General features: G+C 59.6%; 11 protein-coding genes and 1 riboswitch. Of the genes, 4 read left to right on the top strand and 7 right to left on the bottom strand.

What is annotated here, in order from left to right:
- Positions 1-8: 8 nt before the first annotated feature.
- The 7 genes from KZZ06_RS10380 to cobO all read right to left on the bottom strand — a co-directional run bounded on the left by KZZ06_RS10380 (position 9) and on the right by cobO (position 5,655).
- Positions 9-1,073 carry a ferredoxin--NADP reductase gene (locus KZZ06_RS10380; protein ID WP_219579969.1) on the bottom strand — a complete coding sequence of 355 codons (1,065 nt, stop codon included), beginning with the start codon at positions 1,071-1,073 and terminating at the stop codon, positions 9-11.
- 3 nt (positions 1,074-1,076) lie between these two features.
- Positions 1,077-1,544, bottom strand: a complete 468-nt coding sequence (gene paaD, locus KZZ06_RS10375; protein ID WP_219579968.1) for a 1,2-phenylacetyl-CoA epoxidase subunit PaaD — start codon at positions 1,542-1,544, stop codon at positions 1,077-1,079.
- Positions 1,538-2,260, bottom strand: coding sequence for a 1,2-phenylacetyl-CoA epoxidase subunit PaaC (gene paaC / locus KZZ06_RS10370; RefSeq protein ID WP_219580426.1), 723 nt, complete (start codon positions 2,258-2,260; stop codon positions 1,538-1,540). The genes paaD and paaC overlap by 7 nt, the downstream gene beginning before the upstream one ends.
- 29 nt (positions 2,261-2,289) lie before the next feature.
- A complete protein-coding gene (paaB, locus tag KZZ06_RS10365) occupies positions 2,290-2,583 on the bottom strand; it encodes a 1,2-phenylacetyl-CoA epoxidase subunit PaaB (RefSeq protein WP_219579967.1) in 294 nt (97 codons plus the stop codon).
- Between the two features lie 6 nt (positions 2,584-2,589).
- Complete coding sequence (gene paaA, locus KZZ06_RS10360) at positions 2,590-3,582, bottom strand: 1,2-phenylacetyl-CoA epoxidase subunit PaaA (RefSeq protein ID WP_219579966.1); 993 nt, start codon at positions 3,580-3,582, stop codon at positions 2,590-2,592.
- A 30-nt stretch (positions 3,583-3,612) separates the two neighbouring features.
- Positions 3,613-4,818, bottom strand: coding sequence for a 3-oxoadipyl-CoA thiolase (pcaF, locus tag KZZ06_RS10355; protein WP_219579965.1), 1,206 nt, complete (start codon positions 4,816-4,818; stop codon positions 3,613-3,615).
- Between the two features lie 225 nt (positions 4,819-5,043).
- The gene (cobO, locus tag KZZ06_RS10350; protein WP_219579964.1) at positions 5,044-5,655 is read right to left on the bottom strand and encodes a cob(I)yrinic acid a,c-diamide adenosyltransferase; all 612 of its coding nucleotides are present in this window, start codon (positions 5,653-5,655) and stop codon (positions 5,044-5,046) included.
- A 37-nt stretch (positions 5,656-5,692) separates the two neighbouring features.
- Positions 5,693-5,900: riboswitch (cobalamin riboswitch) on the top strand.
- A 93-nt stretch (positions 5,901-5,993) separates the two neighbouring features.
- On the opposite strand from cobO, the gene KZZ06_RS10345 reads away from it, so the two are divergent.
- The 4 genes from KZZ06_RS10345 to KZZ06_RS10330 are packed head-to-tail and all read left to right on the top strand — an operon-like array spanning position 5,994 to position 11,906.
- The gene (locus KZZ06_RS10345; RefSeq protein ID WP_219579963.1) at positions 5,994-6,401 is read left to right on the top strand and encodes a DUF1636 domain-containing protein; all 408 of its coding nucleotides are present in this window, start codon (positions 5,994-5,996) and stop codon (positions 6,399-6,401) included.
- 1 nt (position 6,402) lies between these two features.
- Complete coding sequence (cobW, locus tag KZZ06_RS10340) at positions 6,403-7,461, top strand: cobalamin biosynthesis protein CobW (RefSeq protein WP_219579962.1); 1,059 nt, start codon at positions 6,403-6,405, stop codon at positions 7,459-7,461.
- A gap of 6 nt (positions 7,462-7,467) precedes the next feature.
- Positions 7,468-10,785 carry a cobaltochelatase subunit CobN gene (gene cobN / locus KZZ06_RS10335; protein ID WP_219579961.1) on the top strand — a complete coding sequence of 1,106 codons (3,318 nt, stop codon included), beginning with the start codon at positions 7,468-7,470 and terminating at the stop codon, positions 10,783-10,785.
- Entirely contained in the window at positions 10,734-11,906 is a 1,173-nt protein-coding gene (locus KZZ06_RS10330) for a cobalamin biosynthesis protein CobG (RefSeq protein ID WP_257884310.1), read from the top strand. The genes cobN and KZZ06_RS10330 overlap by 52 nt, the downstream gene beginning before the upstream one ends.

Genomic DNA, 11,906 nt, shown 5'->3' with positions numbered 1-11,906 from the left:
TGTGTTCCTTAGTGATGGTCGTAGTCGATGGAAAGTTTGTCGCTGATCGGGTAGCTCTGGCAGCTTAACCGATAGCCGCGTTCAACCTCGTAGTCCTCCAAAGCGTGGTTCGACAACATCTCGACCTCGCCCTCGGTGACCTTGCACATGCAGGTCGAACAGACACCCGCCTTGCAGGCAAACGGCGCATCAAGGTTGTTTTCCAACGCAGCTTCAAGCACGGACTGGCCTTTGGTCATGGTGAAACTGTGGGCGGCCCCGTCGATGGTTACGGTCACTTGGGTCAGTGCTTGATCTTCGCTGCGCTTGGCCATTTCCTGCTTGGCCAGACGCCCTTGCTGGCTTTCGCTGAACAGCTCGAACTTGATTTGATCAGGCTCTAATCCGTGGGTTTTTAGCGCTTCTGCAATGGCCAGCATCATCGGTTCCGGCCCGCAGATAAACGCGGTGTCGATGTTTTTGATATCGATCCATGTTTCGAACAGGGCATCGCATTTGGCTTGGTCAATGCGGCCTGTGAACAGGTCGATATCCTGGCCGGATTCCAGCATATGGATCACACTCAACCGCCCCATAAAGCGGTTCTTGAGGTCTTCGATTTCTTCACGAAACATAATCGTGTTCACAGCGCGGTTGGCATAGACCAGCGTAAAGGTTGACTGCGGCTCGCGTTTCAGCACGGTTTTCAGGATCGACAGCACCGGCGTGATCCCCGACCCGCCCGCAAAGCCAAGGTAGTTTTTGGCTGTATTAGGCTCTAATTCCGTGAAGAACTTGCCCTGTGGCGGCATCGCGTGCAGCGTATCGCCGACCTTGAGGGTTTCATTGGCAAAGGTCGAAAACGCCCCGCCATCTACGCGCTTGATCCCGACCTGCAACACACCATCGTCCAACCCCGCACAGATCGAATAGTTGCGACGCAGTTCGGTGCCGTCGAAATCCTGCTTGAACGTCAGATATTGGCCTTGGGTGAACGCAAAGGCATCGGCGTCCTCGGGCTTGAGCGTCAGCACCACAGCATCGCGGATCGTGTGGTGAATATCAGTCACTAATAAGGGGAGAAATTGGGCCATAGGTCAGATACACTTAAAATAATCGAAGGGTTCCAGACAGTCGGTGCAGCGCCATTGCGCCTTGCAGGGGGTCGATCCGAACTGGCTGATCTTTTCCACATGCGTGGATTTGCAGCGGGGGCAGTGTTGTGGGCCACCTGCGGGTTGGGGCGGGGCGATCCCGTAGCCTTCAAGCTTGGCGCGGCCGCTATCCGTCATCCAATCCGACGTCCAAGCAGGCGAAAGTTGCCGCTTTAGAGCGAGTTTTTCGATCCCATGCCCGCGCAGCGCAGTTTCGATATCAAGGTTGATGATGGTCGTGGCGGGGCAGCCGGAATAGGTGGGCGTTACCGTCACCTCAAGCGTATCATCCTGCCATTGTACATCGCGGATGATTCCCAGATCGGTCAGGGATATGACAGGGATTTCAGGGTCTGGCACAGTGTCTAACCAGCTCCAAATAGTCTCTAACGTGGGTCTTTCGGCTACCATGTGGCATCCGGATAGGCACGTTGCAGCCATTGCATTTGCGCCAGCATATGACCCAGATGTTCGGAATGCCGCTTGCCTGATTTACCACCCTTGTGGCCAAAATCATCCTGCGGCCTGACCAGCGTGGCGGCGGCGAAAACGTCGTCCAGCAGGGCATCATAGGCCGGGCGCAGGGATGCAGGATCGGGCGCAATACCCGCATCAAACATTGCGGCATCCACATCATCGGATACGAACATTTCCCCGACATAGGGCCACAATTTATCCAATGCGGCCTGCATCCGGTTGTGGCTTTCCTCGGTTCCGTCGCCCAGACCAATCACCGTGTCGGTGGCGCGTTCCAGATGATAGGTCACCTCTTTCGAGGATTTTTCAGCAATGGCGGCGACCTGTGCATTGCTGCTGCCCATCAGCGCCTTGAGCTGCAACAGGTGCCACGCATCAAACAGAAACTGCCGCATCATCGTTTGGCCGAAATCCCCGTTGGGCTGTTCGACCAGCAACAGATTGCGGAAATCCCAAACGTCGCGGTGAAACGCCAGCTTGTCGGCGTTGCGGCCTGCGCCCTCAACCTCTCCGGCCAGATCCAGCCACAGGGTTGTTTGCCCGATCAGATCAAGCGCCGTATTGGCCAGCGCGATGTCTTCCTCAAGCACGGGCGCGTGGCCGCACCATTCCGACACGCGATGGCCCAGCACCAAAGTGTTGTCGCCCATGCGGCACAGGTATTCAAAGAGGTGGTCGCTCACATTGCACCCACTTCGTCAGGGATATCAAAGAAAGTCGGGTGGCGATAAACCTTGTCATTGGCAGGCTCGTAAAGCGACCCTTTTTCCTCGGGCGAGGATGCGGCGATGTCAGAGGCTTGGACGACCCAGATGCTGACGCCTTCGTTGCGGCGGGTGTACACATCGCGGGCGTTTTTGATCGCCATTTCGGCGTCAGGTGCGTGCAGTGATCCGACGTGGCGGTGGCTTAACCCGTGCTGACCGCGAATGAAAATCTCGAACAGGGGCCATTCTTGTGTTGCGTTGGTCATGTCAAATTACTCCGCTGCCAGTTTCGCTGCGCGCTTTTTCGCGGCGTGGGCCATCAGCCCATCGCGCACCCAAGCACCATCATCCCACGCCTTGTTGCGCGCTTCGAGCCGTTCGGTGTTGCACGGGCCATTGCCGCGCAAAACGTCAAAGAATTCATCCCAATCGGGCTGTGTGAAATCGTAATGTCCGCGTTCCTCGTTCCATTTCAGTTCGGGGTCGGGGACGGTCAGGCCCAGATATTCAGCCTGCGGAACGCATTCATCGACGAACTTCTGACGCAGTTCGTCATTGCTGTTCATCTTGATCTTCCACGCCATGGATTGCGCCGAATGGACCGAGTTTTCATCAGACGGGCCGAACATCATCAATGCGGGCCCCCAGAAGCGGTTCAGCGCGTCCTGCGCCATCTTTTTCTGCGCCTCTGTGCCTTTGGCCATCTTCATCATGATGTCGTAGCCTTGGCGCTGGTGGAATGATTCCTCTTTACAGATGCGCACCATGGCGCGGGCATATGGCCCGTAGGATGTGCGCTGCAATGGCACCTGATTCATGATCGCGGCACCGTCAACCAACCAGCCCACGGCACCCATATCCGCCCATGTTAGGGTCGGATAATTGAAGATCGACGAATACTTCATCTTGCCCGACAGCAAGTCGCGGGTCAGTTGGTCGCGGGTAACGCCCAATGTTTCGGCGGCACAATAAAGATACAGACCATGGCCTGCCTCGTCCTGCACTTTGGCCAGCAGGATCGCTTTGCGTTCCAGCGTGGGCGCGCGGGTGATCCAGTTGCCCTCGGGCAGCTGGCCGACGATTTCAGAGTGGGCATGTTGGCCGATCTGCCGGATCAGGTTCTTGCGATACCCGTCCGGCATCCAGTCTTTCGGTTCAATCTTGCCGCCTGCATTAATCCGTTCCTGAAAGGCGCGCTCTTGCGGATCCATCTCGTCCAGAGATTTGACACCTTCGCCGGTGGATTTGATCATCTGTGCATACATCGTTCAGATCCTTTCAGGGGGATTTAACAGTTAGCTTGCGCGTTCAAGAATGATGGCGACACCTTGGCCGACACCGACGCACATGGTGCACAAGGCATAGCGGCCGCCTGTGCGTTTCAGTTGCAGCGCGGCAGTCATGACCAACCGTGCGCCGGACATGCCCAGCGGGTGACCGATGGCAATCGCACCGCCATTTGCGTTCACGTGAGGCGCGTCATCCGCGACCCCAAGGGCGCGCAGGGTGGCGATGCCTTGGCTGGCGAATGCCTCGTTCAGTTCGATCACGTCCATCTGGTCGATGGTCAGACCGGCGCGGGCCAGAACTTTTTGGCTGGCGGGTACAGGGCCAATACCCATCACGCGCGGTTCAACACCGGCGGCTGAGATACCAACGACACGGGCAATCGGGGTCAGGCCGTGCAGGTTTGCAGCGGCCTCGGACGCCATCAGCATTGCTGCCGCACCGTCATTGACGCCAGACGCATTGCCGGCTGTGACTGTCAGGTCGGGGCCATTTATGGGGCGCAGTTTGGTCAGCGCCTCCATCGACGTGCCGGGCCGGGGGTGTTCGTCGCGGTCAAAGACAATCGGATCGCCCTTGCGCTGCGGGATCGTCACTGGCGCGATTTCGTCCGCGAAAATACCGGCCTTATCGGCGACATCCCAACGATCCTGGCTGCGCTTGGCAAATGCGTCTTGATCGGCGCGGCTGATGTCATAGTCGGTCGCGACGTTGTCACCGGTTTCAGGCATCGATTCGACGCCGTATTTCGATTTCATCTTGGGGTTCACGAACCGCCAGCCGATAGTGGTGTCATAGACGGCATTATTGCGCGAAAACGCGGTTTCGGCCTTGGGCATTACAAACGGCGCGCGTGTCATGCTTTCAACGCCGCCAGCAATCGCTAGATCCATATCGCCTGCCTTGATCGCGCGGGCGGCGGCACCGACGGCATCCATGCCCGACGCGCACAAACGGTTGATCGTGGCACCCGGCACATCCACTGGCAGCCCAGCAAGCAATGCGGCCATACGCGCCACGTTACGGTTATCTTCGCCCGCTTGGTTGGCACAGCCAAAGATCACATCGTCCACCTTTGACCAATCCAGATCGGGGTGGCGTGCCATCAGCGCGGCGATCGGCACAGCCGCCAGATCATCGGCCCTAACCGATGACAAAGCCCCTCCAAAACGGCCAATGGGTGTGCGCTGCGCGTCACAAATGAAAGCGTCCATGAAAGTCTCCCTTGATTAATGAGCTTAGGGATAGTCGCGATTCGCTGCAACTTAAATGTTACTTAAATATCAAGCATTGTGATAATATGTAACACAATAAAGACGTCAATATATAGCAGCATTCGCGCGGTCCCGGAGGGCCGAGGCCACGCGTTTAGGGTCGCTGGACGCGACGTAAGTATATGAAAGAAGGCAGGATAAGTGGCAGCCGCTTAATGCTGTGGCTTACATCTCCACGCCGTTTTGCGCTTTGATACCATCGCGGAACGGATGCTTGACCAAGTTCATTTCGGTGACCAGATCGGCAGCTTCGATCAGTTCGGGCTTGGCGTTGCGGCCGGTCAGGCAAACATGGGTCATCGCCGGTTTTTGGTGCAGCAAGAAATCTACCACCTCGTCGATGTCCAGATAATCATAACGCAGGGCGATGTTGATCTCGTCCAGCAGAACGAATTGGATTTCCGGGTCCAGGATCTGCTCTTTGGCGATCTTCCAACCGTTTTGCGCGGCAGCGATGTCACGTTCGCGGTCTTGCGTTTCCCAGGTGAACCCTTCGCCCGACACGAAAAACCGGCATTCATCGGCGAAACGTTCGGTCAGGAACTTCCGCTCTCCGGTGACCCAATTGCCCTTGATGAACTGCACCACGGCGCAGGGCATACCATGCGCAATGCAGCGCATAATCATACCAAACCCCGAGGATGATTTTCCCTTGCCTGCACCGGTATGCACGATGATCAGACCCTTTTCGTCGGTCTTGGTCTGCATCATCTTATCGCGCGCGGTTTTAATTTTGCGCATCTTTTCGGTGTGGCGGGCGTTGATGTCCTCGGTCATTGGGTGTCCTCGTTCTTGACAAGTCTTATCGATTAGGACCATCTGCCCTTATGCTGGTTCCTGTGTAAACAGGTGAAAAGGGAATGTGTATCCGGTTTTGTACCGGCAAATACAGCCGCCCCCGCGACCGTGAACGGATTGAGGAGGATCAACGCCACTGGCCAAAGGCTGGGAAGGCAGATCCACCGTGGGCCACCGCCCGACAACCGTGAGCCGGGAGACCTGCCAGCACGAGATGCCAAGACCGGACGGGGTGTTCCGGTGTCGGGGTTTGTTCCGCGTGCCGGTTCGCCTCGTCATCAGACCCGCGTTCCATTTACCAGATGGGACCGAGGACCATGAAAGATACTGAACAAAACGCCGGCGGCGGGCAGCCAACACAGCTTTTGGTTTGTGTGAAATGTCGTCGGGGCCAAGAAACGCCGGAAGACGACCGGCGGCCCGGCCAAGCGCTGTATGACCGGATCGTAGCGCTTGATCTGCCCGATGGGGTTCAGGTCGCCCCTGTTGAATGCCTGCAAAACTGCGATCACGGGTGCACCGTTGCCCTGCGCGGGGACAGCGACAAATGGACCTATGTTTTTGCCAATGTCGATGAAGCCGACCACCCCGAGATGATCTTGGACGGGGCCGCGCGTTATCATGCGACCCGCGATGGTCTGATCCCGTGGCGCGAACGCCCCGAACATTTCAAACGCAATTGTGTTGCCCGTATTCCCCCTCTTTCCCAACCGCTGGAGCCCTGAGATGACTGATTTTGCAAAATTGCCTGTAACCGTGATCACCGGCTTTCTGGGGTCAGGTAAAACAACATTGATCCGCAACCTGATGCAAAACCCCGGCGGCAAACGTCTGGCGATTATCGTCAACGAATTTGGCGACGTGGGTGTTGATGGTGATATCCTGAAAAGTTGCGCCATACCCGACTGCCCCGAGGAAAACATTCTGGAGCTGGCGAATGGTTGCATTTGCTGCACCGTTGCCGATGATTTCATTCCCACGATCGAGGCTTTGATGGCGCTGAACCCGCGCCCCGATCACATCTTGATCGAAACCTCTGGTCTGGCACTGCCCAAGCCGCTTTTGAAAGCGTTTGACTGGCCTGATATCCGGTCGAAAATCACTGTTGATGGCGTTATTGCGCTGGCCGATGCCGAAGCCGTCGCAGCAGGGCGTTTCGCGCCCAATGTTGCAGCCGTTGATGCGCAGCGTCTCGCGGACGAAAGCATTGACCATGAAACGCCATTGTCCGAAGTCTTTGAAGATCAGATTTCCTGTGCCGATATCATTCTGCTGACCAAGCCTGATCTGGCTGGCCCCGAGGGCGTTGCCAAAGCCAAAGCATTGATCAATGCAGAAACGCCGCGCCCGTTGCCCATCATCGAGGTGGCCGAAGGTGTGGTTGATCCACGGATCATTCTGGGCCTTGAGGCCGCAGCAGAGGACGACATGGACGCCCGCCCCAGCCATCACGACGGGCATGATGATCACGAACATGACGATTTTGAATCAATTGTTGTGGATATTCCTGAACAGACCGACCCTGCCGCCTTGGTTACGGCCATCGAAGGGTTGGCACGTGACCACAACATTCTGCGGATCAAGGGATATGCCGCTGTAACCGGCAAGCCGATGCGCCTGTTGGTGCAGGCCGTCGGCGCGCGGGTGCGGCATCAATATGACCGGCCATGGGGCGCGGACGAGGCCCGTCAGGGCCGCCTTGTCGTGATTGCAGAGCATGATGATATCGCCCCCGATGTGATCCGCGCCGCCTTGGGTGCTGTGCAAAGCCAGGCTGCCGAGTAACCACATATGCATGTCATATTTCGGGAAAGCCATGGGTTGGAGGAAACCGACACACCAACAGATCTGGGGCAGGACGCCGCAGATTTGGTGGTGCTGTCGCTTTCTGATTCCGATCTGGGGGCCTTTGCCGAAGGGTGGCATCGTGGCGGCGGTGCCGAGGGGCGTCTGCCGTCTTTGCGACTGGCAAATATCGCCGCGCTAAAGCATCCGCTGTCCGTTGATACCTATGTGGAAAATACGCTTTCGGGCGCGAAGGGCATATTGATCCGTCTGATTGGCGGGGTGCCCTATTGGCCCTACGGGCTGCAACAGATACGCGCGTTGGCGCAATCACGCGGGATCGCGCTGGCGGTGTTGCCTGCCGATGGTCGCCCCGATAGCCGTCTTGATGAAATGTCGACATTGCCTGTCTCGACGCTGCGCAGGTTATCGCATCTGTGCACAACGGGCGGCGTGGTCGCGGCGCAGGCCGCGTTGGCGCAGTTGGCGTTGGCGGCAGGGTTATATGCGGGGCCTGTGCAGGGGGCCAAAGGATTGCCGCCTGTTGGCGCTTGGACGCCTGAAACCGGGCCCGCCTGCCCGTTGGTCGCACTCGGGCACCCCCCCGCTTTGGCAGGACAATCACGGATCGTGATCGTGTTCTATCGCTCATATCTGGTGGCGGCTGACCTTGCGCCGATCACCGCGCTGTTTGACGCATTCCGCCAGCGCGGTTGTGATGTGATCGCGTTGTTCGCCCCCTCGCTCAAGGCACCTGACGCGGCGGGTTGGCTGCGCAGGCAAATCGCGCAACTGGCCCCCAGTGCCATCGTTAACGCCACCGCATTTTCCGGCAAGGGCGACGATGGCAACTCGCCCCTTGATGCCGGCGGCGTACCGGTGTTTCAGGTGGCGCTGGCCACCTCGACCCGCGACGCATGGCAGGAAGCCGAACGCGGTTTATCCCCCGCTGACCTTGCGATGCATGTTGTCCTGCCCGAGGTCGACGGCCGTATTCTGGCCGGTGTCGCGTCGTTCAAACAACCGGGCCTGCGCGATGATCATCTGCAATTTTCCCGCTATGCCCATCAGCCCGACCCCAGCCGGATTACCGCGATTGCCGGGCGCGTCATGGGCTGGCTTGATCTGGCCGCCAAGGCCCCGCAGGCGCGACATGTGGCGTTGGTCCTGTCGACCTATCCGGGCAAGGATTGGAATATGGGCCATGCAGTTGGTCTGGATGCCCCCCAATCGGCGACGGCTATTCTGGAAGACCTGACCGCTGCCGGATATCAGACCGGATCGCCGCAAGAACCTGCCGAACCATCGTTGCAAGACGCCCTGCTGGCCCGCAGCGCCCGCTGGCCATTGGACGATTACAAAGCCGCGTTGGCGCGCCTGCCGCAGCAAATGATCGATGATCTTGAGGAAGCTTGGGGTGCCCCCGAGGAAGATACAGAAGTCAAAGACGGCGCATTTTGCTTTGCCGCCGTTCAGCGCGGGCACATATTCATGGCACTGCAACCCGAACGAGGTAGCAGTCAGGGGCGCGAGGATAGTTATCATGATTTGTCACGGGTGCCGCGCCATGCCTATGTGGCCTTTTATCTGTGGCTGCAGCAGGAATGCGATGCGCTGATCCATATCGGTGCCCATGGCACGCTGGAATGGCTGCCGGGTAAATCTGTGGCGTTGTCGGACGCCTGCTGGCCCGAAGCGCTGACCGGATCGCTGCCGGTGATCTATCCGTTTATTGTCAACGATCCCGGCGAGGCCGCGCAGGCAAAACGGCGCATTGGGGCCGTGACGCTGGGCCATATCCCGCCGCCGATGCAGGTCAGTGAAACACCGGATCGTTTGGCCCGGCTCGAGGCGTTGCTAGATGAATTTTCGAACGCGGATGGGCTGGACCCGCGCCGCCGTGACAGGTTGCAGGGTGATATCCGCGCCGAAGCACAGGCGCAGGGTGTCGAAGCCGATCTGGGGTTGGATGACGCGTCGTGCAGCGCCGAGGCGATTGGCCGGATTGACCGCTTTGTCTGTGATATCAAGGAAAGCCAGTTCGGCGTTGGTCTGCACATCTGGGGCCGCCCGCCTGCAAGTGGTACGGCGTTTGCGACTGAAACCTCGGTTCAGGGGGAACGCCGCGCGCTTTTGGATGCGCTGGACGGGCGGCGCATTGCCCCCGGTCCGTCAGGATCGCCCTATCGCGGGCGGCGCGATGTACTGCCCACCGGGCGCAATCTGTTCACGACCGATCCGCGCGCGGTGCCCACGCGGGCGGCTTATGCCCAAGGTGTGGTGCTGGCGCAGGAACTGGTGCGGCGGCATTTACAAGACGAAGGCGACTGGCCGCGCGGCGTGATCGTTGATTTGTGGGGGTCGGCCACCATGCGCACCGCAGGCGAGGAATTCGCCATGGCGCTGGCGCTGCTTGGGGTACGCCCGATCTGGGACGCAGGATCAGAGCGCGTTTCCGGGATCGAGGTTCTGCCGATCGCCGAGTTGGACCGCCCCCGTGTTGACGTGACCCTGCGGGTGTCCGGCCTGTTCCGTGATGTGTTTCCGACGTTGTCCGCGCTTTATGCGCAAGCGGTGCGCGCCCTTGCCACCCGCGAAGAGGCGGCGGATTGGAACCCGTTTGCCGGGCGTGCCGATCTTGCCCGTGTGTACGGGCCTGCGCCGGGCCAGTTCGGGTTCGGCATGGGGGCCGCGCTGGAAACCTATGACGATGCCAGCAGGCGCGCGGCGGGCGAGGCGTGGCTCAAGGCCAGCAGTTGGGCGCTGGATGGCGACGCCGCAGTGCAAGACCCCAGCGGGATCGCGAGCCGCGTGGCGGGTGCCGACAGTTTTGTTCATCTGCAGGATTTGCCGGAAACCGATCTGTTGTTGGCCAGCGATTACGCCACCCACGAGGCAGGCTTTGCCGCAGCTCAGCGGGTCACCGGCGGGCAGGCCAAGCTGTATCATCTGGACAACACCGACCCCGATCACCCCCGTGCGCGGGGCCTGACCGAAGAAATTGCCCGCGTCGTTCATGCTCGTGCGGCGCATCCCGGCTGGATTGCGGGGATGAAACAGCACGGGTTTCGCGGCGCCGCCGAGATGGCGGCGACCTTGGATCATATGGCCAGCTTTGCCCATCTGGCGGGGGCAGTACCGCCGCATTTGTTTGATTTGTACCATGATGCCACCTTGGGCGATCCTGAAACCGATGACTTCTTGCGTGATGCGAACCCGCAGGCTCATGCGGCGATGCAGGCGCGGTTTGCGGCCTTGCTGCAGGCCGGGCTATGGCAAACGCGACGCAATTCGGTGTTGGCGGGTCTGGAGGCATTGCCGTGACCCAAGCGCCCATGGTCAAAGGTTGGTGCCCCGGTGCCTATCAGCCAATGATGGCAGCCGATGGGCTGGTCATGCGGGTGCGGCCTAAACTGGCGCGGATCACGGTCGATCAGGCGGCGGGGCTGTGTGATATCGCCCTGCGCTATGGGTCGGGCCATATTGATCTGACCAACCGTGCTAACCTGCAAATACGTGGTGTGGCCGAGGCCGATCATGACGCCGTTTTGATGGCGTTGGGCGGGCTTGGCCTGTTGGACGAAGACCCCGCGATGGAACGTCGCCGAAATATCCTGGTCGCGCCATTTTGGACAACCGGCGATATGACTGCGACCCTGACCGCGCAGCTTTTGACGCGTCTGGGGGATTTGCCGGACTTGCCAACCAAGGTGGGTTTTGCCGTTGATTGTGACCCCGTTGGCCCGCTGCTGACAAATGACCCCGCCGACATAAGGCTGGAGCAGGGCGAGGGCGGCCTGATCCTGCGGGCCGATGGCTGTGCCACTGGCCGCCCCGTGACGGCGCACACTGCAATTCCTGCGTTGATCGAAATGGCAGTTTGGTTGGCGGATCACGTCACACCGCAGGCCCGTCGCATGGCGGCTGTTGTGGCTGGTGCCCCCTTGCCCAAGGCATGGACGGTTAAGCCCCCTTTAACACCACAGCCGCGCCCGGAATTGGGCGCGACGTCCGGTGGGCCGTTGATCGGCGCGCCGTTTGGACAAATCGATGCGCGCGCCTTGGTGCGGGTGCTTGGCGATGCGCAAGGGCTGCGGGTTACACCATGGCGGGCTTTTGTGCTTGAAGGGGCGGCACCGCCCGACGATCCCGCCTTTGTCACCACCGCAGATGATCCGCTGATGCGCGTTGACGCGTGTCCCGGCGCGCCGCTTTGTGCATCGGCCAGTGTGGAAACCCGCGATCTGGCGCGGCGACTGGCACCGATGGTCACGGGCAGCTTGCATGTGTCGGGCTGCGCCAAAGGCTGCGCGCGGGCGCGGCGGGCTGACCTTACCCTCGTCGGGCGGGACGGGACATTTGATCTTGTGCGGGGGGGCCACGCAGGTGATACCCCCCTTAAAACAGGGCTAAGCCCTGATAAATTGCTGACCGGAGAATTCTGA

This window comes from Sulfitobacter sp. CW3 (genome assembly GCF_019392245.1).
GTDB lineage: Bacteria > Pseudomonadota > Alphaproteobacteria > Rhodobacterales > Rhodobacteraceae > Sulfitobacter.
This window is presented reverse-complemented; position numbering and strand designations above follow the sequence as displayed.

Coding starts and splice junctions, on each gene's coding strand:
- KZZ06_RS10345 (WP_219579963.1), top strand. CDS start 5,994: ATGAAAGATACTGAACAAAACGCCGGCGGCGGGCAGCCAACACAGCTT.
- KZZ06_RS10380 (WP_219579969.1), bottom strand. CDS start 1,073: ATGGCCCAATTTCTCCCCTTATTAGTGACTGATATTCACCACACGATC.
- cobW (WP_219579962.1), top strand. CDS start 6,403: ATGACTGATTTTGCAAAATTGCCTGTAACCGTGATCACCGGCTTTCTG.
- paaB (WP_219579967.1), bottom strand. CDS start 2,583: ATGACCAACGCAACACAAGAATGGCCCCTGTTCGAGATTTTCATTCGC.
- paaD (WP_219579968.1), bottom strand. CDS start 1,544: ATGGTAGCCGAAAGACCCACGTTAGAGACTATTTGGAGCTGGTTAGAC.
- paaC (WP_219580426.1), bottom strand. CDS start 2,260: ATGGGCGACAACACTTTGGTGCTGGGCCATCGCGTGTCGGAATGGTGC.
- paaA (WP_219579966.1), bottom strand. CDS start 3,582: ATGTATGCACAGATGATCAAATCCACCGGCGAAGGTGTCAAATCTCTG.
- cobO (WP_219579964.1), bottom strand. CDS start 5,655: ATGACCGAGGACATCAACGCCCGCCACACCGAAAAGATGCGCAAAATT.
- pcaF (WP_219579965.1), bottom strand. CDS start 4,818: ATGGACGCTTTCATTTGTGACGCGCAGCGCACACCCATTGGCCGTTTT.
- KZZ06_RS10330 (WP_257884310.1), top strand. CDS start 10,734: ATGGCAAACGCGACGCAATTCGGTGTTGGCGGGTCTGGAGGCATTGCC.
- cobN (WP_219579961.1), top strand. CDS start 7,468: ATGCATGTCATATTTCGGGAAAGCCATGGGTTGGAGGAAACCGACACA.